Origin of the sequence: Pseudomonas nitroreducens, from assembly GCF_010994165.1 — a bacterium.
Taxonomy (GTDB): domain Bacteria; phylum Pseudomonadota; class Gammaproteobacteria; order Pseudomonadales; family Pseudomonadaceae; genus Pseudomonas; species Pseudomonas nitroreducens.
Genome location: NZ_WMBX01000001.1, coordinates 1,539,215 through 1,559,298 on the forward strand (window position 1 = coordinate 1,539,215; position 20,084 = coordinate 1,559,298).

General features: G+C 65.9%; 21 protein-coding genes. 10 read left to right on the forward strand and 11 right to left on the reverse strand.

Annotation, left to right across the window (positions count from 1 at the left end; genetic code table 11):
• Nucleotides 1-273 precede the first annotated feature (273 nt).
• Nucleotides 274-1,341, forward strand: a complete 1,068-nt coding sequence (gene rlmM / locus GJV37_RS07355; protein ID WP_170858458.1) for a 23S rRNA (cytidine(2498)-2'-O)-methyltransferase RlmM — start codon at nt 274-276, stop codon at nt 1,339-1,341.
• 100 nt (nt 1,342-1,441) lie between these two features.
• On the forward strand, nt 1,442-2,320 hold the full coding sequence (locus tag GJV37_RS07360; RefSeq protein ID WP_193452260.1) for a MaoC family dehydratase: 879 nt from the start codon (nt 1,442-1,444) through the stop codon (nt 2,318-2,320).
• Between the two features lie 322 nt (nt 2,321-2,642).
• Here GJV37_RS07360 and GJV37_RS07365 read toward each other — a convergent pair whose 3' ends face one another.
• Nucleotides 2,643-4,199 carry an alpha/beta hydrolase gene (locus GJV37_RS07365; protein WP_170858460.1) on the reverse strand — a complete coding sequence of 519 codons (1,557 nt, stop codon included), beginning with the start codon at nt 4,197-4,199 and terminating at the stop codon, nt 2,643-2,645.
• A gap of 152 nt (nt 4,200-4,351) precedes the next feature.
• On the opposite strand from GJV37_RS07365, the gene tusA reads away from it, so the two are divergent.
• A complete protein-coding gene (gene tusA, locus GJV37_RS07370) occupies nt 4,352-4,591 on the forward strand; it encodes a sulfurtransferase TusA (protein ID WP_015477744.1) in 240 nt (79 codons plus the stop codon).
• A gap of 226 nt (nt 4,592-4,817) precedes the next feature.
• Here tusA and GJV37_RS07375 read toward each other — a convergent pair whose 3' ends face one another.
• The 8 genes from GJV37_RS07375 to GJV37_RS07410 all read right to left on the reverse strand — a co-directional run bounded on the left by GJV37_RS07375 (nt 4,818) and on the right by GJV37_RS07410 (nt 13,923).
• Nucleotides 4,818-5,633 (reverse strand): ABC transporter permease, encoded by an 816-nt coding sequence (locus tag GJV37_RS07375; RefSeq protein WP_024763543.1) that lies wholly within the window; start codon nt 5,631-5,633, stop codon nt 4,818-4,820.
• A gap of 275 nt (nt 5,634-5,908) precedes the next feature.
• The gene (locus GJV37_RS07380; protein WP_024763542.1) at nt 5,909-6,745 is read right to left on the reverse strand and encodes an ABC transporter permease; all 837 of its coding nucleotides are present in this window, start codon (nt 6,743-6,745) and stop codon (nt 5,909-5,911) included.
• Nucleotides 6,746-6,760: 15 nt separating this feature from the next.
• On the reverse strand, nt 6,761-7,876 hold the full coding sequence (locus GJV37_RS07385; protein ID WP_024763541.1) for an ABC transporter substrate-binding protein: 1,116 nt from the start codon (nt 7,874-7,876) through the stop codon (nt 6,761-6,763).
• A 56-nt stretch (nt 7,877-7,932) separates the two neighbouring features.
• Nucleotides 7,933-9,018 carry an ABC transporter ATP-binding protein gene (locus tag GJV37_RS07390; RefSeq protein WP_170858462.1) on the reverse strand — a complete coding sequence of 362 codons (1,086 nt, stop codon included), beginning with the start codon at nt 9,016-9,018 and terminating at the stop codon, nt 7,933-7,935.
• Nucleotides 9,019-9,157: 139 nt separating this feature from the next.
• A complete protein-coding gene (locus tag GJV37_RS07395) occupies nt 9,158-10,081 on the reverse strand; it encodes a LysR substrate-binding domain-containing protein (protein WP_037018793.1) in 924 nt (307 codons plus the stop codon).
• Nucleotides 10,082-10,783: 702 nt separating this feature from the next.
• Nucleotides 10,784-12,097 (reverse strand): NAD(P)/FAD-dependent oxidoreductase, encoded by a 1,314-nt coding sequence (locus tag GJV37_RS07400; protein ID WP_024763539.1) that lies wholly within the window; start codon nt 12,095-12,097, stop codon nt 10,784-10,786.
• 97 nt (nt 12,098-12,194) lie between these two features.
• On the reverse strand, nt 12,195-13,559 hold the full coding sequence (locus tag GJV37_RS07405) for a glutamine synthetase family protein (protein ID WP_193452261.1): 1,365 nt from the start codon (nt 13,557-13,559) through the stop codon (nt 12,195-12,197).
• 175 nt (nt 13,560-13,734) lie between these two features.
• Nucleotides 13,735-13,923, reverse strand: coding sequence for a hypothetical protein (locus GJV37_RS07410; protein WP_024763537.1), 189 nt, complete (start codon nt 13,921-13,923; stop codon nt 13,735-13,737).
• 232 nt (nt 13,924-14,155) lie between these two features.
• Here GJV37_RS07410 and GJV37_RS07415 point away from each other — a divergent pair, with 232 nt between their 5' ends.
• The gene (locus GJV37_RS07415; RefSeq protein WP_193452262.1) at nt 14,156-14,425 is read left to right on the forward strand and encodes a ubiquitin family protein; all 270 of its coding nucleotides are present in this window, start codon (nt 14,156-14,158) and stop codon (nt 14,423-14,425) included.
• A 27-nt stretch (nt 14,426-14,452) separates the two neighbouring features.
• Nucleotides 14,453-15,556 carry a WD40/YVTN/BNR-like repeat-containing protein gene (locus tag GJV37_RS07420; RefSeq protein ID WP_193452263.1) on the forward strand — a complete coding sequence of 368 codons (1,104 nt, stop codon included), beginning with the start codon at nt 14,453-14,455 and terminating at the stop codon, nt 15,554-15,556.
• Here the strand turns inward: GJV37_RS07420 and GJV37_RS07425 are convergent.
• Together GJV37_RS07425 and GJV37_RS07430 are read right to left on the reverse strand one after the other, a co-directional pair.
• Nucleotides 15,535-15,678, reverse strand: coding sequence for a hypothetical protein (locus tag GJV37_RS07425; protein ID WP_193452264.1), 144 nt, complete (start codon nt 15,676-15,678; stop codon nt 15,535-15,537). The two genes, GJV37_RS07420 and GJV37_RS07425, sit on opposite strands and share 22 nt — an antisense overlap.
• Nucleotides 15,679-15,701: 23 nt before the next feature.
• On the reverse strand, nt 15,702-17,177 hold the full coding sequence (locus GJV37_RS07430; protein WP_193452265.1) for a RimK family protein: 1,476 nt from the start codon (nt 17,175-17,177) through the stop codon (nt 15,702-15,704).
• A gap of 198 nt (nt 17,178-17,375) precedes the next feature.
• Here GJV37_RS07430 and GJV37_RS07435 point away from each other — a divergent pair, with 198 nt between their 5' ends.
• The 5 genes from GJV37_RS07435 (at nt 17,376) to GJV37_RS07455 (ending at nt 19,953) form a co-directional block, all read left to right on the forward strand.
• Complete coding sequence (locus GJV37_RS07435; RefSeq protein WP_193452266.1) at nt 17,376-17,825, forward strand: GNAT family N-acetyltransferase; 450 nt, start codon at nt 17,376-17,378, stop codon at nt 17,823-17,825.
• A 76-nt stretch (nt 17,826-17,901) separates the two neighbouring features.
• A complete protein-coding gene (locus GJV37_RS07440) occupies nt 17,902-18,231 on the forward strand; it encodes an ArsR/SmtB family transcription factor (RefSeq protein ID WP_024763532.1) in 330 nt (109 codons plus the stop codon).
• Nucleotides 18,228-18,662: a YeeE/YedE family protein gene (locus GJV37_RS07445; RefSeq protein ID WP_024763531.1), complete on the forward strand. Its 435-nt coding sequence runs from the start codon at nt 18,228-18,230 to the stop codon at nt 18,660-18,662. The genes GJV37_RS07440 and GJV37_RS07445 overlap by 4 nt, the downstream gene beginning before the upstream one ends.
• Nucleotides 18,659-19,093 carry a DUF6691 family protein gene (locus GJV37_RS07450; protein ID WP_037016134.1) on the forward strand — a complete coding sequence of 145 codons (435 nt, stop codon included), beginning with the start codon at nt 18,659-18,661 and terminating at the stop codon, nt 19,091-19,093. The genes GJV37_RS07445 and GJV37_RS07450 overlap by 4 nt, the downstream gene beginning before the upstream one ends.
• Nucleotides 19,090-19,953: an MBL fold metallo-hydrolase gene (locus GJV37_RS07455; RefSeq protein WP_024763529.1), complete on the forward strand. Its 864-nt coding sequence runs from the start codon at nt 19,090-19,092 to the stop codon at nt 19,951-19,953. Before GJV37_RS07450 ends, GJV37_RS07455 begins: the two co-directional genes overlap by 4 nt.
• The last annotated feature ends 131 nt before the right edge of the window (nt 19,954-20,084 follow it).

Here is a 20,084-nt window from a genome sequence, read left to right on the forward strand (position 1 = left end):
TGGCGAAAGTGCGTTCAACCGAGCTGATCCATCGCAGAAAAAGCGCGATTGGCGGCAAATTTCGCCATGCAGGGCAATCATCGGGCAGTCTTCTGGGCGGTTAGGCCAGAACACTCAAGCTAGACCGTCCGACGGGGTGTTGCCATCTGTTCTGGACCGTTCGCTTGGCGAACGGGTTCAGAACAAATGGCTCTGTCTGTGGGACCATTCCTGTAAATCAGCATGAAACCTTCGTGGGCAGCCTCTATAGTGCGCGGCCGAGGAGACACCCCGATGAATACCCTGTTACTGCACTGCCGGCCGGGCTTCGAGAATGAGGTCTGCGCCGAGCTGTCCGAGCACGCTGCGCGCCTGGACATTCCCGGCTACGCTCGCGCCAAACCGGCTACAGCCTACGCCGAATTTATCTGCATGGATGCCGATGGCGCCGAGCGCCTGATGCGCCAACTGCGCTTCCCCGAGCTGATCTTCCCGCGCCAGTGGGCGCGAGGCACGGGCTTCACCACTCTGCCGGAGCAGGACCGCATTGGCGCGATCCTCGAGGCCCTGGCCGGCTTCCCGCAGTGCGGCAGCCTCTGGCTGGAGGTGTTCGACACCAACGACGGCAAGGAGCTTTCGACCTTCTGCCGCAAGTTCGAGAAGCCCCTGCGCGCGGCCCTGGTGAAAGCCGGCAAGCTCGTGGAAGACCCCAGCCTGCCGCGCCTGCTGCTGACCTTCCGCTCTGGCCGCGAGGCCTTTATCGGCGTGGCCGAGGCACGCAACTGCGCCATGTGGCCGATGGGCATTCCGCGCCTGAAGTTCCCTCGCGAGGCGCCCAGCCGCTCGACGCTCAAGCTGGAAGAAGCCTGGCACCACTTCATCCCCCGCGCCGACTGGGACCGCCGCCTGGCGCCGGACATGCTCGCCGTGGACCTGGGCGCATCGCCCGGCGGCTGGACCTGGCAACTGGTGAACCGGGAGATGCGCGTGGTCGCCGTGGACAACGGGCCGATGGCGGAGAACCTGATGTACTCCGGGCTGGTCGAGCACCAGCGCGTCGACGGTTACGCCTTCCGCCCGCGCCAGCGCATGGACTGGATGGTCTGTGACATCGTCGAGAAGCCCGCACGCACGGGAGCGATGATCGAGACCTGGATCGGCGAGGGGCTGTGCCGCGAGGCCATCGTCAACCTCAAGCTGCCGATGAAGCAGCGTTATGCCGAGGTGCGGCGCATCCTCGACCGCCTGGAGGAGTCCTTCCGCGAGCGTGGGCTGAACGTGCAGATCGGCTGCAAGCAGCTCTACCACGATCGTGAGGAAGTGACCTGCCACCTGCGCCGCATCGAGAAGGGCGAGCGCTAGCGACTCGGAACGGCTCCGCAGCGCCACCCGACCTTCGGTGGCTTGTCGCGCCGCCCGGCATTGCCCATGCTAGGCGGCGCGAATCCTTGCGGAGACCTTCGTGAAGCGAAAGTTGCCCTCCCTGCTGGGCAGTTACAGCCGTATGCTGCTGCCGCGCCGCGGCCTGGGCCGCGATGAGCGCGTGCCCTACCTGGCAATGGACAGCCGTACCCTGAAATTCGACCTGCGCCACCTGCGCGCCTATCGCCAGCACTTCGGCCTCGACCCGGCGCTGGGCGTGCCGCTGCTCTATCCGCAGGTCATCAGCCTGCCGCTGCACCTGCGCCTGCTCAGCTGGTCGCGCATGCCGCTGTCGGTCGTGGGGCTGATCCACCTGCGCAGCCATATCCAGCGCTACCGCATGCTTGATGAGCACGAACCGCTGCAGTTCGACTGCCGCATCCTCACCAGCCGGCGTAGCGAGCTGGGGCTGGAAGTGGATGTGGTCACCGAGGCCTGGCACCACGACATGCTCTATTGGCAGTCGATCACCACCTACCTGCGCCGTGGCGATTTCCTCGATGCCCAGACCGAACCCGACCCGCTGCCGGAGCGCGCCCAGTGGCACACCCTGGAAGCGCCCGTCCACTCCGGCGTGCAGTGGCGCGTGCCGAAGATCGTCGGCTGGCGCTACGCGGGTCTGAGTGGTGACTTCAACCCGCTGCACCTGTCGCGCCTGATGGCCTCGCATTACGGCTTCGGCAAACCCTTCGCCCACGGCATGTGGGGCCTGGCGCGCAGCCTGACCGGCCGCCGCCTGACGGAGAACGTGCGCCTGGATGCACACTTCAAGGCGCCGCTGCCGCTGGGCTGCCAGGTGAAGCAGGTCTATCGCCGCCTCGGCAAGAAGGAGCAGTGGGCGTTGCTGCCCGCCGAAGGCGATGGCCAGCCGATGCTGCTGGCGCAACTGGACGAAGCGCCGGACGGGCCGTTGCGTTAGGCGATTCGCCGGGAAGCGTTGGTGTGGCTCTGTTCGCGAGCAAGGACTGGGTGTCCCCCTCGGCCCTGCAGGTTGGTTCTGACTCGCTCTTTGTAGGAGCGAGCTTGCTCGCGAATCGTGGACTCCACCGAACGCCGATCGGATAGTTCTGCACTTGGCCCGGCCCTCACCCTAACCCTCTTCCAGGGGGAGAGGGGACCATTCGGTGCAGGATGAAAACTCTGCGTCAGCCGGCACGGGAGGCTCCCTCTCCCTCCGGGAGAGGGCTGGGGTGAGGGGAAAACGCGCGCACGGATTGAGTTGGGGCGTGAGGCTGTTGCTTCTACGGGGAACCAGCCATACGAGGTTGCAGCGGCACCAAGCTCGGCAGCTGCACCTCGCCCCGCAACTCTACCGGTGCGATGCGCCAGGAACTGTTGAACAGGTACTGGTCGCTGAAACCGCTCACCAGCAGGCCGACCTCGTCCCCCGGCGCAAGGCTGGCGCTGACGGCGTTGAGGCGCGTGCTGCCCTGGTTCGCCAGGGGTTTCACCTGTTCATCCAGGCGCTGCGTGCGGCCATCGGCGCTGCGGATCGCCAGCGCCGCAAAAACCTGTGCGTCCGGGCGTTCCGCCAGCGGTTGATCCAGGCGCACTTCGGCGCTGCCCAGCAAGGCGCTGGTTTCGCTTACGCGCTGCAAGGGGATGAACGTCGAAGGCTGAACCAGGCCACTCAATGCCGGCCGGATCGCCGTGGCCGGCAGCGCGACGGTTACGCCCGGCGGAGGCAAGTCGTCCAGTGCCACTCCCTGGTCCAGGTCGAGGCTGATGCACAGGTCCGGCACGCCGTCGGCGGCGCCAGGGCGCTTGCGCAGCTTTTCCTCGTACCAGGCGACGATGCCGGTATAGAGATTGATCGCCCGCGAGCCGCAATGGATCACCGGCTCGTTGTTGAACGGCGGCAATCCGCTCCAGGCTTGCATGGGCGGCGGCAGGATGTGGCCGCCCTGCATGCCGAGCAGGCGCACGTCCGCCGGGCCCTGTTTCAGGCACTGACGGATCTGCAGGCCCTGGTCCAGCGGGAACAGGGTGTCGCGCAGACCCTGGATCAGCAGGGCGTCGGCGTGGGGCAGGCGGCCGGCCGCGCAGTAGCTGGCGAGGCTGTTGGCGTGCAGCTCGGCCTTTACCGGCTCCGCCATGCGCCCGCCGGTGGTGTGCAGGTAGTCGGCCTGGACGAACTTGCCCAGGTCGTAGCCGGTAGCGAGGCCCAGGCTGACCAGCACGCCGCCCCAGCCGATCTTCAGCTGGCCGTCCGGCGCCAGGGCGTCGGCCAGGTCGTACCAGGTGGCGATGGGCACGATGGCGTCGATGCGCGGGTCTTCCGCCGAGGCCAGCAACTGCACGGCGCCGCCATAGCTTTCGCCGAGCATGCCGACGCGCGGGTCGTTAGGGCCGTCCATGGTCAGTCGTGCCAGGTGCGTGGCGGCCCAGTCGATCACTGCGCTGGCATCCTGGACCTCGAACTGCGGGTTCATCATCTCGATGCGCCCGTCGCTGCCGCCCCAGCCACGCTGGTCGTAGCTGACCACCCAGAAACCGGCCTTCCAGGCGCGCAAGGCGGCGCGGCCGGACATCATGTTCTTGCCGTAGTAACCCTCCGGCCCGGTCACCCGCCAGCCGCCCCAGCCGTGGGTGTGGACGATCAGCGGGGCCGTTTCGCCGGCCTTCAGCGCGGGCTGGAAGACCGTGGCGGAGAGCCGGGTGCCGTCGCGCGCGACGATGACCGCTTCGAACCAGGTGGCCGGCAGGTCCTGGCCGCGGCTGGCGCTGAAGTCCGGAACCTGGTCGCGGGCGGCGCAGCCGGCGAGCAGGGCGAGGCACAGGCAGAGGAGGGCGCGCATCGGGACTCCAGGCAGGTCAGGCAGGTGCGCCAGCATGCCCGGCGCCCGTAGCGCCCACCCCCAACCAAGGTTGGGTGACCCGGACGGACGCGAGGTGACCGCACGGTGCGCTTTGCGCGACAATACGCCATTGGTTTTTCTGGAGTTACCCGATGTCCCAGCCAGTCGATGCGATTCTCGACGCCACCGGCCTGAACTGCCCCGAGCCGGTCATGATGTTGCACAACAAGGTGCGCGACCTGCCGGCCGGCGGGCTGCTCAAGGTGATTGCCACCGACCCTTCCACGCGCCGTGACATTCCCAAGTTCTGCGTCTTCCTCGGCCACGAGCTGGTGGAGCAGCAGGAAGAGGCGGGGACCTACCTGTACTGGATTCGCAAGAAGGCGGAGTGATCGCGCTGCCGATATCCGGACGCGCATGGGAGCGGACTTCGTCCGCGATGTCTTTACGCCGCGCGGTTGTTGCAGGGAGTGGCCGCTGCGCCCGACGTTGAATTTCAGCCGCAGAGTCACCGGCGATAGCGCTTTTCTGTGGGAGTGAGCTTGCTCGCGAAGCGCCCGGCGCCGGAGCTGCCAGGGGATTTGTTCGCGAGCAAGCTCGCTCCCACAGGGAAAGGCTTCAGCTTCCTACCGGGCGTGCGGCAATCTTCTGGGCGATCATCCGCCCGATCAGCGCGACGAAGGTGAGGGCGATCAGCACCACCGAAATCGCCGCTACCGCCGGGTCGATGTTGTCGCGCAGGCCGGACCAGATCTGCCGCGGCAACGTGTTCACCTCGGTACTGGTGACGAACAGGGTCACCGCGATCTCCTCCCAGCTCAGGGCAAAGCACAGCAGCGCCGTGCTCGCCACGCCCAGCTTGAGGTTCGGCAGCACCACCATGAAGGTGGTCTGGCCCAGGCTCGCGCCGAGGTTGCGCGCGGCCAGCTCGATGCGCCGATCCAGCTGGCTGAGCGCCACCAGCATGGTCACCACGCCGTAGGGCACCACCATCACGATGTGCGCGATGGTCAGCCCGAACAGGGTGTCGTAGCCCAGGCCGGGGGCGAACTGGCTGACCTTGGTCTCCATGAAGTACAGGACCATCGCCGAGATCATCGGCGGGATCGCCATGGGCAGCAGCACCAGGCCGATCAGCAGGGTCGCCAGGCGCGAGCGCAGGTACCAGATGCCGAGGCTGAAGCTCACCGCCAGCGCGGTCGCAATGATGCAGGTGGCGGTGGCGACGATCAGGCTCTGGCTGATCGCCGAGAGCCATTCCGGGCTGTCCAGCAGCGCGTGGTAATGCCGCAGCGACCAGTTGCCGTTGGGCATCGACAGGAAACGCTTGCTGGTGAAGGACACCGGGATCACCGCCAGCAGCGGGAAGATCATGAAGATCATCGCCATGGTCGCCAGCAGGCGGCTGGGGGCTTTGGTTTCGTGTGCGTTCATCATGAGGGCCTGTTGTCGTTTCGCGGCGAGCCGCGTTGCCGCGTCAAATTGCGCCAGGCAAGGCGCGGGACGCAGGTTATGGTTATTCCCTTGGCAAGTCCTGCAACGCAGCATGGCGCGATTTGCCGCGCAACCCGGAGGGACGGGGCCCATTTGGCGCAGTGCCGCGTTGCTCGTCGTTCATTTGGATCACCACACCTCTCTCCTCGCGCCTTGCCCTGCGCCAAATGGGCCTCCGTCGCGGTCGTCGCGAAACGACCACAGGCCCTCGTTCCTCAGCCGACCAGCTTGTCGACGCGGGTCATGCGCAGCAGCGCCCAGATCATCCCGCTCACCAGCGCCAGCAGCACCACCGAAAGCGCCGCGCCCAGGCCCCAGTTGCTGGTCTGGAACATCTGCAGGTAGACGTACTCGGCCACCATCACCGTCTGCCCACCGCCGAGGATCGCCGGGGTGATGAAGAAGCCCAGGCAGAACACGAAGACGATGATGAAGGCGCCAAGGATGCCCGGAATGGTCTGCGGCACGAAGATGCTCCAGAAGGTGCGCATCTGCCCGGCGCCCAGGCCGCGCGCGGCGAGCAGCACGCGCGGGTCGAGGCGGCGCATGGTCGAGACCAGCGGGAACAGCGCGAAGGGCACCATGAAGTGGACCATGCCGATCACCACGCCCAGCTCGTTGCGCGTGAGTTGCAAGGGCTCGCTGGTGATGCCCAGGTATTGCAGCCAGTCGTTGAGCAAACCGTTGCTGCGCAGGGCAATCAGCCAGCCGAAGGCACGCACCAGCACCGACAGCCAGAACGGGATGAACACGCAGATTTCCACCACGCGCTGCCAGAACGGCGGGCTGTAGACCCAGCAGTAGGCCATCAGGTAGGCGATCACCAGGGAGATCACGCTGACCGTGGTGCACAGGCGGAAGGTCCGCCAGAGCACGTCGTGGATCGCCGGGTCCGTCATGATCCGCTGGTACTGCTCGATCCCGGGCTCCGGCAGGGTCACGCTCCAGCCGAGCACGCCGAGGAAGGGCAGTACGTAGAACACGAACAGGACGATCGGCAGCGGCAGCAGCAGGGCGCCCAGCTTGAGCCGCGAGGGGGCGTTATCGGCCATGACCTGCGCTCCGCGTCACTTGGAAATGTGGGTCAGGTACTGCTCCAGGGTTGCCCCGTAGTGGTCGGTGTACCACTCGTGGCTGAGCATGATCTGCTTGGGCAGGTTCGCCGGGTCCGTGCAGTTGAGGTGCTTGCGGTCGTCAGGGATCAACGCGGCGGCGGCGGGGTTGGCCGGGCCGTTGCCGAACATCTTGAACAGTTCGACCTGGGTCTGCGGGTCCTGGGCGTAGGCAATGAACTTCATCGCCGCCTCGGTGCCGGCCGGGTTGCCCTTGAGCACGCCCCAGTTGCTGCAGCCCAGCAGGGCGTTGTCGAAGGTCCACTTGATGCGGCCTTCGCTGTCGTCGGTGATGACCTGAGCGCGGGTGTTCCAGATCGCGCCCATGGACACTTCGCCCTCGATCAGCAGCTGCTGGGTTTCCGCCCCCGAGCCCCAGAAGGACAGCACATGGGGCTTGAGCTCCTCGATCTTCTTCAGGGCACGCGGCACGTCCAGCGGGTAGAGCTTGTCCGGGGTCACGCCGTCGGCCAGCAGCGCGGCCTCCAGCATGCCGTTCATCCACTTGTAGAGGGTGCGCTTGCCGGGGAAGGTCTTCACGTCCCAGAAGTCAGCCCAGGTCTTGGGTGCCTTGTCGCCGAAACGCTCGCTGTCGTAGGCGATCACGTAGCTGAGCATGTAGTCGGCGATGCCGTACTCGTAGGCGAAGCCGGGCAGCACCTTGTCCTTGGACACGACGTTGTAGTCGATCGGCTGCACCAGGCCTTCCTTGCCGAGTATCTGCAGGACCGAGCTCTCCGCGTCGACCACGTCCCAGCTCACCCGGCCGCTGGACAGCTGGGTGCGGATGGCGCCCTCGGTAGGGCCGCTGCCGTCGATCTTGGTGGGGATGCCGGTGGCCTTGGAGAAGCCCTCGGTCCAGGCCTTGCCGAATGCCTTGATCGCGTCGCCGCCCCAGTTCACCACCACCAGCGGCTTGTCGCCGGCGGCGAAGCTCACGCCGCTGCGCAGGGCCAGCGGCAGGGCGGCCATCAGGCCCATGCCCTTGAGGAAGGTGCGGCGGTCGATCTGCCCGCGGCGGGTCTTTTCGATGAGGACTTCGATGCAGTCTTGCTGGTGCGGATTGAACATGGGTGCAGCTCCCGATCAGGTGGGATGGCGAAAAGGGGACTAACGCGTTCGGCGGCTCAGGCCAGCAGCAGGCTTTTCTCGATGGGCCAGCTCAGCCAGACCTTCGAACCGTGCTCCAGGCGCGAGGCCTGATGGTCGGCGTGCACGGCCAGGCTCATCGGCAACTTGCCTTCGGTGCCCGCACCCAGGCACAGCTCGGTGCTGGCGCCCTGGTAGGTCTTGGCGGTCAGCACGGCCTGCACCACGTTGTGGCCGTTCACCTGCGGCGGGGCGCTGTGCAACTGCATGTGTTCCGGGCGCACCGCCAGCAGCGGTGCGTCGGCCTGTATGGCGTTGGAATAGCTGGCGCGCAGTTCGGCTTCGCCGAAGCGTCCGCAGGCCAGCTCGCCGGCGCGGCCCACCTGGCTGAGCGGGAAGAGGTTCATCTTGCCGAGGAACTCGGCGACGAAGCGGTTGTTCGGCTGGTTGTAGATGACTTCCGGAGCATCGACCTGGGCCAGTTGGCCACGGTTGAAGATGGCGATGCGGGTGGACAGCGCGAGAGCTTCGTTCTGGTCGTGGGTGACGAAGACGAAGGTGGTGCCGACCTGCCGGTGGATGCGTTGCAGTTCGGCCTGCAGTTGCTCGCGCAGGTTCTTGTCGAGGGCGGAGAGCGGTTCGTCGAGCAGCAGCATGTCCGGCTCGAAGACCAGGGCGCGGGCAATCGCCACGCGTTGCTGCTGCCCGCCGGAAAGCTCGCCGGGGCGCTTGCCCATGTGCTCGCCGAGGCCGACCACGTCGAGCATGTGGCGCACGCGGCGGTTGCGTTCCTCGGCCTTCACGCCGCGGATCTTCAGCGGGAAGGCGACGTTGTCCTCGATGCTCATGTGCGGGAACAGGGCGTAGCCCTGGAACACCATGCCGAAGTTGCGCTTCTCGGCAGGGCGCTTGGTGATGTCGGCGCCGCCTTCCTCCAGACGACCGCGGGATGGGTCCTGGAAGCCGGCGAGGATCATCAGGAAGGTGGTCTTGCCGGAGCCCGACGGGCCGAGGAGAGTGAGGAACTCACCCTGCTGGACGTCGATGTTCACGCCATCCAGCGCGTTGAAACTTCCGTAGCTCTTGCCGATGCCGATGGCACGGAGTTGGGGCTGTCGCTCCACTGCACTTACCTCGATTTCTTGTTCTTGTTCGAGCAGCCGCCGGGTGAGGATCAGGTAAAAATCAGCGGCCTTTTTTTAACGCAGTATTGTCAAATCTCTCTTCGCTTCAATCGCGTTTTTTTGCCCTCATTGTTCGAAATCACTCACCAATCAGCGCATGGCGCGCATTCTGGCGGAACTGCTCGGACATCCGCAGCTCGGCCTTCATCCACGCCTTGAAGGCCCGTACGTCGGGGCGTTCGGACTTGGCCGGGTCGGTGACGAAGTAGTAGCGGTTGGGCGGCTCGATGGCGACGTTGAACAGGCGCACCAACTGCCCCTTGGCCATGGCGTCGCCGCTGACCAGCGCATCGCCCATGGCCACGCCTTGCCCGGCGATGGCCGCCGACTGCACTAGGTGCGCGTCGGAGAAGACGATGCCGTTGCGCACATTGAGGTTCTTCACCCCGGCGGCGGCGGTCCACAGCAGCCAGTCGGAGTGATCGACCATGTGCAGGAACGGCAGGCTGGCCAGGTCTTCCGGCGAGTCGAGGCCGCCGACGGAGTTGATCAGCGACGGGCTGCACACCGGGAAGGTGTCCAGGGTGGCGATCAGGTCCACGTGCAGGTCCTGCCAGTCGCCCACGCCGTAGGCGATGAACAGGTCGACGTCACGGTCGCTGACATCGTCGGGGACGCGGGGCGAGACCAGGTTCAGCTCCACCTGCGGGTGGGCGCGCTGGAACTTGCCGATCTGGTGGCACAGCCAGTAGGTGGCAAAGCCCGGCGTGCAGCTCACGCACAGGCGGCCGGAGACCTCCTCGGCGTTGGCGAAGCGCCGCGCCTCGTTGAGGATCGCCAGGGCGCGCTGGGTTTCGCGGGCGAAGCATTCGCCGTGGTAGGTCAGCGCAATGCCGCGGCCAACCCGTTCGGTGAGCGGGATGCCCAGGCAGTCTTCGAGGCTGTGCAACTGGTGGCTGACGGCGCTGCGGGTCAGGCTCAGCTCGCTGGCCGCGCCGGACAGGCTGCCCAGGCGGGCGACGGCGTCCAGCACGCGCAGGGCGGTCATCGAGGGGAAACGCATGGCTCACTCCAAGTGCGCGAAGTGGAGCCTTTATCCCTGAGCGGGGCGGTGGTGTCGAGTGGCTGCGGGTACGGGCGGAGAGGGTGGGTGTTTCGGGGCGCTTTCAGGTCAACTCGGGCGCTTGTGCTGGCGTAGGAGCGGACTCCGTTCGCGATGTGTCTGCCTCGCACCTTTGTTTCCAGCGTCGCGCCAGAGTGCGCGTGGACTTCTTGTTTCGCCCCCTCGGGCGACCTACTTTGCCAAACGACGCAAAGTAGGCAAAGGTCTTGCCCCAATCATCCGGTTTTTCGCTTGGAGCGAAAAATACCCTCGTTGAAGCGCAGTTTCAGGGGCACGCGCTGACGGGCCATCCTTGGCCCGACAGCGCTCTCGCGACATCCATGTCGCTCAACCCCTGAAACTCCGCTTCAACGAGGCCTCCTGAACGGGGCGGTTCGGAGTGCGCGGGTGTTTCTCTGGAAGACTTCAAGAGCCAGAGCACTGCTTTCCTGTAGGAGCGAGCTTGCTCGCGAATGTGCTCCGCGGCGGGGGCGGGTTTGCGAACAAGACTAGGCGTCCCCTCGGTCCTACGAAAAGCCGTGCCGAGGCCGATCCGAATGACCGTAGGGCGAATAACCTGGAACAGGTTATCCGCCGCTGCTCACGCGACGCATAACGCTGACGCGTCATGCGCCCTGCGCAAACTTCCGTGCCGGATGGCTATCAGCGCAGCTTCTCCATCATCTGGTAGTACCACATGCCCGCCGCCAGCATCGGGTTGCCGAACACGTCGCCCATGGGCACGCGGATGTGCTTGCACTGGGCGAAGGTGTCGAACTTCTCCAGGTCGCCGGTCATCGCCGTGGCCATGATCTCGCCCATGATGTGGGTGGTCGCCACGCCGTGGCCGGAGTAGCCCTGGCAGTACCAGACGTTCTCCGACAGCTTGCCCAACTGCGGGATGCGGTTCATCACGATGCCCATGGCGCAGCTCCACTGGAACTCGATGTCCACGCCCTTGAGCGCCGGGAAGGTGCGCTCGATGCACGGGCGCAGTTCGCCGGCGATGTCGCGGGAGTCGCGGCCCGAGTAGTTGGCGCCGCCGCCGAACAGCAGGCGACCGTCGCCGGTCATGCGGTAGTAGTCGAGCACGAAGCGGCAGTCGTAGACGGCCAGGTCCTGCGGGTTGATGCGCTTGGCCAGTTCGCCCAGCGGCTTGGTGGTGACGATGCCGCCCATGGCCGGGAAGATCATGCCCTTGAGCTGCTTGCGCTCGAGCTTGTGGTAGACGTCGCCGGCCAGCATCACCTGCGCGGCGTTGATCCGTCCGCCCGAGGTGACCACCGCCGGGCGCGGGCCGTGGATGATGTCCAGCACTTCGGAGTGCTCGAAGATCAGCGCGCCCAGGCTGGCGGCGGCCTTGGCCTCGCCGATGCACAGGTTGAGCGGGTGCAGGTGCATGTTGCGGGTGTTCTTGATGGCGCCGCAGTAGAGATCGCTTTCCAGGTGCGCGCGCACACCGGCGCCGTCCAGCAGGCTGATCTCGTCGCCCATGCCACGGCGCTTGGCGTCATCGAAGGTGGCCTTCAGTTCGTCCATGTGCGACGGCTTCATCGCCGCGTGCAGGTGGCCGAACTTCAGGTCGCACTGGATGCCGTATTTCTCCACGCGGCTCTTGATGATCTCGTGGCCGCGCCAGCGCAGGTGCCAGATGAAGTCGTCGACGTCGTCGCCCAGCCACTGGCGCATCTGTTTTTCCATGGCGGAGTCGCCGGAGAGGCTGCCGGTGACCTGCCCGCCGTTGCGCCCGCTGGCGCCCCAGCCGACCTTGTTGGTCTCGACGATGGCGACCTTGTAGCCACGCTCGGCCAGCTCCACGGCAGTAGCAACACCGGTGAAGCCGCCGCCGATGATGGCGATGTCGACGTTCACCTCGCCCTGCAGCGTGGGGTAGCGGGTCTCTTCGTTGAGGCTCGCGGAATAATAGGACTTCGCGCGCTCGGGGGCGGGAGTGGCGGGGTTCAGTGCAGCGTTCATTTTTGTGTTTCCCTTGTTGTTCCTTTCCCTCTTCCTAGCCCTCTCCCTTCAGGGAGAGGGCTGGGGAGAGGGGCTTGCAAGCAGTTGCACGATGCTTTCACGCCTGCGTCAGATACCAGCGCCAGTCCTGCTCGCCGACCTCGCCCATGAACTGGCGGTACTCGGCCTGCTTGACCTTCAGGTAGACGCCGAGGAATTCGTGCCCCAGCGCGTCACGCGCCCAGCTGGAGCGTTCCAGCGCGCGCAGCGAGGTGAGCCAGTCGGTGGGCAGCAGTTCCTTGGCCTGGGCGTAGCCGTTGCCTTCCACCGGCGCACCCGGATCGATCGCCTCGCGAATGCCGCGGTGAATACCCGCGAGGATCGCGGCGGCAGCCAGGTACGGGTTGGCGTCGGCGCCGCAGATGCGGTGCTCGACGTGTCGGGTATTGGCCGGGCCGCCGGGCACGCGCAGGCTGACGGTGCGGTTATCGCAGCCCCAGGTCGGCGCCAGCGGCGCGTAGCTGTTGGCCTGGAAGCGGCGGTAGGAGTTGGCGTTGGGGCAGAACAGCAGCAGCGAGTCGAGGAGGCTTTTCAGCATGCCGCCCACGGACTGGCGCAGCAGCGGAGTGCCGGCGGGGTCTTCGCTGGCGAACAGGTTGTTGCCCTCGGCGTCGGCCAGGGACACGTGCATGTGCATGCCGGTGCCGGCGAGGTCGTCGAACGGCTTGGCCATGAAGCAGGCCTGCATGCCGTGCTTGTGCGCCACGCCTTTCACCAGGCGCTTGTAGCGCACGGCCTGGTCCATGGCGAGCAGCGCATCGCCGTGCTCCAGGGTGATCTCCACCTGGCCCGGCGCGTATTCGGAAATCGCCGTGCGGGCCGGAATGCCCTGGGCCTTGCACGCGGCATAGAGGTCGGCGAGGAACGGCTCGATCTGCTCCAGCTCACGCAGGCCATAAACCTGCGTGGTGCGCGGGCGACCGCCGTCGGCGTCCAGCGCCGGTTGCGGGCGGCCATTGGCATCGCGCTTGGCGTCCAGCAGGTAGAACTCCAGCTCGCAGGCCATCACCGGGTGGAAGCCATCGGCCTTGAGGCCGTCGATCACGCGCAGCAGCACGTGGCGCGGATCGGCGATGTCCGCCGGCTTGCCTTCCTCGGGGTGCATGCTGACCTGCACCGCCGCCGTGGGAATCTGCCGCCAGGGCAGGCGCACCAGGCTGCCGGCCAACGGGTAGGCGCGGCAATCGATGTCGCCCACGTCCCAGACCAGCCCGGAATCCTCCACGTCCTCGCCGTGCACGGTGAGACCGAGGATGGTGCTGGGCAGCGGCCGGCCGGACTGGTACACGGCGAGCAGTTCCTCGCGGTGCAGCAGCTTGCCGCGCGGCACGCCGTTGGCGTCGAGGATGAACAGCTCGACCATCTCGATATCGGGGTTCTGGGCCAGGAAATACTGGGCTTCTTGCACGGAGGCGAAATTCATGGGGCTCTCGTTAGCATCCACGCGGATGCGCTGACGACCTGCAGGCCAGGGCCGCGCCGACGGGCGCAGGATTGAAGGCAGGCAAGCGATACAACGGGCTACGTCTTGTTCGAGAACGGCGTATGGCCAGTCCTGAGCGTAGTTCCGTCGAATGAATACGGGCGATGACGCCCGATCAGCGAGAGGTGCTGTCCGGTGGACGGGCGTGGCGGCAGTGCCAGAGCGCCCAGAAGGCCAGTTCGAGAGGCAGGGTCAGCGGTTGCAGTTCGAGCCAGCGGGCATGTTTGCGCGGCAGGCGGACAGCGCTGCCGGCCTTGCGGGCGGCGACGGGTTCCAGCGATGCGGGCGAAACGAGCAGATGCATGTCGAAGGTTATGGCTGACGATTCCCGGAGACTCGCACGGCGGATGGGTTTGTTAAATGTGATTTTCACGACGTTTGGTTTCGTTTTATCGAAACTGAATGCCGGGGAAGGACCGCTACGAAGGCCGTTCCAGAGCCTCTCCGGTGACCATGGCGCATCCCGTCGAAGCGCTCGGAACACCCGCCACACCTGCCCTAGACTGGTGCAGTCAGCGCCCGTTGCGAGTTCGCCCATGTGCCGTATCGCCTTCGCCCCGTCGATCCAGCGTCACGTTCCCATCGTTGAGCGCGAGCTGACGGCGGACACCTTGTCCGGCGCGTTGGAAACGGTGTTCGCCGAGGCGCCGAAGCTGCGCGGCTACCTGCTGGATGACCAGGGCGGATTGCGCCGGCACCTGACGATCTTTATCGATGGGCTGCGCCTGCGGGACCGCGCCCGCCTCAGCGATGCGCTGGCGGAGGACAGCGAGGTCTACGTGGTGCAGGCCTTGAGCGGTGGATGAGAACCGGCGGTAATTCAGGAGAGCACAATGGATGATCGACTGCTGGTGGCGACCCGCAAGGGGTTGTTCACCTTCCAGCGTGGCGCGGGCGGCTGGCGGGAAACACGTCGCGACTTCATCGGTGAGCCGCTGAGCACCGTGCTGGCCGACCCGCGCGATGACAGCCTCTATGCCGCCCTCAACCTCGGCCATTTCGGCTGCAAGCTCTGGCGCCAGCGGGCAGGGGAGGATTGGCTGGAAGTCGCCGTGCCGACCTATCCGCCGCAACCCGACCCGCTGCCCGAACCCGCGGAAGGGGGAGCGCCGCCCGCGCCCTGGACCCTGCAACAGATCTGGTGCCTGGAAACCGGTGGCGCTGCCGAGCCCGGCGTGCTCTGGGCCGGCACCATTCCCGGCGGCCTGTTCCGCAGCAACGACGGCGGCGACAGCTGGGAGTTGAACCGCCCGCTCTGGGATGTGCCCGAGCGCTCGCGCTGGATGGGCGGCGGCTATGACTGGCCGGGCATTCACTCGGTCAGCGTCGACCCGCGGGACAGCCAGCACCTGACCGTCGCGGTGTCCTGCGGCGGCGTCTGGCAGAGCGTTGACGGCGGCGCCAGCTGGCGCCTGAGCACCGCCGGCATGTACGCCGACTACATGCCGCCGGAGCTGCGTGAAGAGGGCGCCATCCAGGATCCACACCGCCTGGTGCATTGCCCGGCGCAGCCGGATCGCCTCTGGGTGCAGCATCACAACGGCATCTTCACCTCCATCGACGGCGGCTCGCGCTGGAGCGACGTGTCGGTCCAACCCTCGAGCTTCGGTTTTGCCGTCGCCGTCCACCCGACACGGCCGGAGACGGCGTGGTTCGTCCCGGCGGTGAAGGATGTGTGCCGGATTCCGGTGGATGCCCGCTTCGTCGTTACCCGCACGCGCGACGGCGGCGCCAGCTTCGAAGTACTGGACGGTGGCCTGCCCGAGGGCGCCGCCTTCGACCTGGTCTATCGCCACGGCCTGGCCATCGATGATGACGGCGCCTGCCTGGCGATGGGGTCCACCACCGGTGGCCTGTGGCTGTCGGAGAACGGCGGGGACCACTGGCAGTGCCTGTCCGTCCACCTGCCGCCGATCTACTGCGTGCGCTTTGGCTGAGTCTTGTGCCTGGCCTGTTCGCGCACCTCGCGTGGCTTCATGCGGTGGTCGAAGTAGTTGATCGCGGTGCCGAACACGACGATGGCGATCAGGATGGTCAGGCCGATATGCGTGGCTTCCATAGGGTTCTCCTTGGACGGTTCGCTCAGAGCGCCTGGCCGTGGCGCTTGAGCTCCAGGCGGCGGATGAACTCCTCCAGCACCCGGCGGTAAAGGTCGTCCTTGAGGCAGGCATCCTCGATACCGGCGTCGAGGTTGGGGTTGTCATTCACTTCGATGACCACCACTTCGCCGTCCACCTCCTTCAGGTCGACGCCGTAAAGGCCGTCGCCGATCAGGTTGGCAGTCTTCAGTGCCAGCTCCACGACGGCGGGCGGCGCGCTTTCCACCGGCAGCGTGCGGCACTCGCCGATCGCCTCGCCGCCGGCCTTGTGCTCGACTATCTGCCAGTGCCCGCGGGACATGAAGTACTGGCAGGCGAACACCGGCTGGCGATTGAGGATGCCGATGCGCCAGTCGAACTCGGTGTAGAGGTATTCCTGGGCGAGCAGCAGCACCGAGTGCTCGAACAGCTCGGCGCTGACGCTGTGCAGTTGCTGGGCGTCCTCGACCTTGTAGACGCCACGGGAGAAGCAGCCGTCGGGGATCTTCAGAACCAGCGGGAAGCCCAGCCGCGCGCCGATGCGCTCCAGTTCCTGCGGGTCGTCCTTGTAGAGGATTTCCGTGGCCGGCATGCCCAGGCCGTGGCTGCGCAGCAGGTCGCTGAGATAGACCTTGTTGGTGCAGCGCAGAATCGAGGCTGGGTCGTCCATCACGATCAACCCCTCGCTCTCGGCCTTTTTGGCGAAGCAGTAGGTGTGGTCGTCGACGCTGGTGGTCTCGCGGATCAGCAACGCGTCGTACTCGGCGAGGCGCGGGTAATCTTTCTTCTCGATCAGCTCCACATCGATGCCCAACTGCAGGCCGACGCGGACGAAACTCTCCAGTGCGCCGGCGTTGGAAGGCGGCAGGCTTTCCGCCGGGTTGTGCAGGATGGCCAGGTCGTAACGCGCCAGGCGCCGCGAGTTGGGCTGGCGCCAGACACGGCGGCTGAAGCGGTCCAGGGCATCGGCGAACTGGTCCTCCTGATTATCGCGCAGCTTGTGCAGCGCGCCGGGGCGGATTCCCGCGATGTGCCAGGCGTCGGTGCGGCGGAAGTCCACCAGCAGAATGGGGCAGGGGAAGACCTCGAACAGTTGGCGGGCGATGGGTTGCAGCGGTTCGAGGTCGGTACGGCCGAAATACAGGCGCAGAGTGAAGCCGTCGGTGCTGGCGCAGGGATGCTGGGCGAGGGCTTTTTCCAGGGATCTTTCCAGGCCGTCCAGAGCCAGGCCGTAGAGGGATTTCTTCGCCAATTCGCTGATGGTGCGCACGGAAGGAATGACCTTGTGGCCACGTGCTTCGGCGAGCAGCGAACAATAATAACCGTGGCCGAGATATTTATAGTGGCGGCACAAGTTGATGACCTGGAAGCGTTTCCCTGCTTCGAACTGGCGGGAGGCTTCCAGATATTCCCGCGCCGTCAGCATGTCCTCGCTGGGGAGGTACGAGGCCCAGTCTTCCTTGCGATCGACGATGATCATAACCCGGCTGGACCGCGCTGAAGGAGGCTCTGCAGCGGCATCGGGGATTATCCGGAGAGAACTTGCGTTCAACTTTTCATGGAAGTTAGTGTGTAACGAAGACATTGTTAACGGACCTGTCTGGAAGTTGCCGTGTGTCTATTAAGCAGTAACTTTCTGAAATGTCCCGGTTCATTACGAAAGTTTTATGGAGAACCCATGTCACTGTTATATCGCCTTGCCACGCAGGCCGATTTGCCGGCTCTTCTCGCGTTGGAGGAAGGCACTTTCGACGAGGACCGCCTGAGCGCGCGCAGCTTCCGTCATCTGATCGCCGCGCCGAGCGCTGAACTCCTCGTGGCGCAGGAGGGGGGCGAGCTGCTTGGCTACGCCTTGCTGCTGTTTCGCCGGGGCGCCACGGTGGCGCGGTTGTATTCGCTGGCGATCTCGCCCCAGGCGCGTGGTCGGGGGCTGGGCAGTGGCCTGCTGGAGCAGGTGGAGCGCAGTGCCACGGGGCGCGGCTGCAAGGCGCTGCGGCTCGAGGTGCGCGTCGATAATGGCATCGCCATCGGTCTCTATGAGCGGCACGACTATCGTCGGTTTGGCCGGACCGCGGGTTTCTACGAAGACGGCGCCGATGCCTGGCGGTACGAGAAGCCGCTGATCTGAAGAAGAGATCGGGGACTGGCCAGGAGGTGAAAAACAATCTATAAAAACATAGATTGATTATTTGTAGATCGTACCCATGACCACTCCTGCGCTCGACCCCGCCGACGCGCTGCGTCTGCATCAGTCCGCCGAAACCGCCTGCCAGTTGCTCAAGGCGCTGGCCAATACCGACCGCCTGATTCTGCTCTGCCAACTGGCCGAGGGTGAACTGAACGTCGGTGAGCTGGAAACCCGTACGGGCATCTCCCAGCCGACCCTGTCCCAGCAACTGGCGGTGCTGCGCCGCGAAGAGCTGGTGGAGACCCGCCGCGAGGGCAAGCAGGTCTATTACCGCATTGCGAGCCACCAGGCGCTGGCGGTGATCGAAACGCTGTACCGGCTGTTCTGCGCGGAGCAACCAAGATGATCGACTGGACTCATTTCACCCCCTGGAGCGCCCTGGCCGGTGGAGCGCTGATCGGTCTGTCGGCCGGGCTCTACGCCGTCCTCGATGGTCGCGTCGCCGGCATCAGCGGGCTGCTCGGCGGATTGTTCAAAAGCGCCGGCTGGCGCGGAGAAGGGCTGTTCTTCCTGCTCGGAATACTGGCCGCGCCGCTGTTGTGGGCTGCGTTGCTGCCATTGCCGGAGATCCGTTTCGAGGCAGGCTGGATGACGCTGGCGGTGGCGGGCCTGCTGGTCGGCGTTGGCAGTCGTTTCGGCTCCGGCTGTACCAGTGGGCATGGTGTCTGCGGGCTATCACGGATGTCTGGCCGCTCGCTGGTGGCGACGTTGTGCTTCATGGGTACCGGCTTCGCCACCGTGTTCGTTCTGCGTCACTGGCTGGGGATTGGAGCATGAGCAGGATCGTCGCCTTGCTGCTCGGCCTGCTGTTCGGCATCGGCCTGTTGCTGGCAGGCATGGCCAACCCGGCCAAGGTGCTGGGCTTCCTCGATCTCGCTGGGCGCTGGGACCCCTCGCTGGCGCTGGTGATGCTGGCTGCCATCGCTGTTGGACTACCGTTCTTCACGTGGGCGCGGCGGCACGATCGTTCGCTGCTGGGTGGCCTGATGCAACTGCCGCAGCGCCGCGACCTGGACAGCCGGCTGATCGGCGGCAGCCTGCTGTTTGGCGTTGGCTGGGGCATTGCCGGCATCTGTCCGGGACCGGCACTGGTGACCTTCTCCGCCGGCTACTGGCAGGGCGCATTGTTCTGCCTCGCCATGCTGGTGGGGATGGCGCTCCACGCCGCCTGCGAATGGCATCGCGAGAACCTGGGGAGGCCCGCATGAGCGCCACGATCCAGCATTTCTTCGACCCGGCCACCTCCACCTACAGCTACGTGGTGGCGGATCACAGCACCGGGTACTGCGCCATCATCGATCCGGTACTGGACTACGATGCCGCCTCGGGCCGCGTGAGCAACGCCGGCGCCCGGCGCATCCTCGACCATGTGCGCGAACAGGCGCTGACGGTGCAGTGGTTGCTGGAGACCCACCTGCATGCCGATCACCTGTCCGCCGCAGCCTGGCTCAAGGCCGAGCTCGGCGGTCGGCTCGCCATCGGCGCCAGCATCGCCCAGGTACAGCGCACCTTCGCAGGACTGCTCAACCTGGGCGAGGATTTTCCCTGCGACGGCAGCCAGTTCGACCACCTGTTCGAGGACGGCGAGCGTTTCAGCATCGGCGAATTGCAGGCCCAGGCACTGCACACGCCGGGCCATACGCCGGCCTGCATGACCTATCTCATCGCTGACGCTGCCTTCGTCGGCGACACGCTTTTCATGCCCGACTACGGCACCGCCCGCTGCGATTTCCCCGGCGGCGACGCGCGGCAGTTGTACCGTTCGATCCAGCGGCTGTTCGCGCTGCCCGATTCGACCCGGCTGTTCCTCTGCCACGACTACCTGACGGAGGGGCGCGAGGAGCACCAGCACGAGACCACGGTAGCGCGCGAGCGCGAGGCCAACGTCCATGTGCATGACGGGGTGGGCGAGGACGCCTTCGTCGCGATGCGCAACGAACGCGATGCGACGCTCAACGCCCCGGCACTGATCTGGCCGTCGATCCAGGTGAACATGCGTGGCGGGGTTCTGCCGGAAGCCGAGGGCAACGGCGTGCGGTATCTGCGGATTCCGCTGAATCGTATGTAGGGTGAGGCAACGGGTTCGCGAGCAGACTCGCTCCTGCCAATGGAACCTGCTACGAACTTGTCGGAGTGAACAGGTTCGCGAACCGCTGCGGGCTATCCGCCGTGATGGCGGATAACGCTTCCTGCGCTCCC

What these genes read in the sequence shown, in the direction of transcription:
- GJV37_RS07450 (WP_037016134.1), top strand. Translation starts at nt 18,659, where the DNA reads ATGAGCAGGATCGTCGCCTTGCTGCTCGGCCTGCTGTTCGGCATCGGC.
- rlmM (WP_170858458.1), top strand. Translation starts at nt 274, where the DNA reads ATGAATACCCTGTTACTGCACTGCCGGCCGGGCTTCGAGAATGAGGTC.
- GJV37_RS07455 (WP_024763529.1), top strand. Translation starts at nt 19,090, where the DNA reads ATGAGCGCCACGATCCAGCATTTCTTCGACCCGGCCACCTCCACCTAC.
- GJV37_RS07405 (WP_193452261.1), bottom strand. Translation starts at nt 13,559, where the DNA reads ATGAATTTCGCCTCCGTGCAAGAAGCCCAGTATTTCCTGGCCCAGAAC.
- GJV37_RS07385 (WP_024763541.1), bottom strand. Translation starts at nt 7,876, where the DNA reads ATGTTCAATCCGCACCAGCAAGACTGCATCGAAGTCCTCATCGAAAAG.
- GJV37_RS07410 (WP_024763537.1), bottom strand. Translation starts at nt 13,923, where the DNA reads ATGCATCTGCTCGTTTCGCCCGCATCGCTGGAACCCGTCGCCGCCCGC.
- GJV37_RS07420 (WP_193452263.1), top strand. Translation starts at nt 14,453, where the DNA reads ATGGATGATCGACTGCTGGTGGCGACCCGCAAGGGGTTGTTCACCTTC.
- GJV37_RS07425 (WP_193452264.1), bottom strand. Translation starts at nt 15,678, where the DNA reads ATGGAAGCCACGCATATCGGCCTGACCATCCTGATCGCCATCGTCGTG.
- GJV37_RS07400 (WP_024763539.1), bottom strand. Translation starts at nt 12,097, where the DNA reads ATGAACGCTGCACTGAACCCCGCCACTCCCGCCCCCGAGCGCGCGAAG.
- GJV37_RS07440 (WP_024763532.1), top strand. Translation starts at nt 17,902, where the DNA reads ATGACCACTCCTGCGCTCGACCCCGCCGACGCGCTGCGTCTGCATCAG.
- GJV37_RS07395 (WP_037018793.1), bottom strand. Translation starts at nt 10,081, where the DNA reads ATGCGTTTCCCCTCGATGACCGCCCTGCGCGTGCTGGACGCCGTCGCC.
- GJV37_RS07435 (WP_193452266.1), top strand. Translation starts at nt 17,376, where the DNA reads ATGTCACTGTTATATCGCCTTGCCACGCAGGCCGATTTGCCGGCTCTT.
- GJV37_RS07365 (WP_170858460.1), bottom strand. Translation starts at nt 4,199, where the DNA reads ATGCGCGCCCTCCTCTGCCTGTGCCTCGCCCTGCTCGCCGGCTGCGCC.
- tusA (WP_015477744.1), top strand. Translation starts at nt 4,352, where the DNA reads ATGTCCCAGCCAGTCGATGCGATTCTCGACGCCACCGGCCTGAACTGC.
- GJV37_RS07375 (WP_024763543.1), bottom strand. Translation starts at nt 5,633, where the DNA reads ATGAACGCACACGAAACCAAAGCCCCCAGCCGCCTGCTGGCGACCATG.
- GJV37_RS07430 (WP_193452265.1), bottom strand. Translation starts at nt 17,177, where the DNA reads ATGATCATCGTCGATCGCAAGGAAGACTGGGCCTCGTACCTCCCCAGC.
- GJV37_RS07380 (WP_024763542.1), bottom strand. Translation starts at nt 6,745, where the DNA reads ATGGCCGATAACGCCCCCTCGCGGCTCAAGCTGGGCGCCCTGCTGCTG.
- GJV37_RS07445 (WP_024763531.1), top strand. Translation starts at nt 18,228, where the DNA reads ATGATCGACTGGACTCATTTCACCCCCTGGAGCGCCCTGGCCGGTGGA.
- GJV37_RS07415 (WP_193452262.1), top strand. Translation starts at nt 14,156, where the DNA reads ATGTGCCGTATCGCCTTCGCCCCGTCGATCCAGCGTCACGTTCCCATC.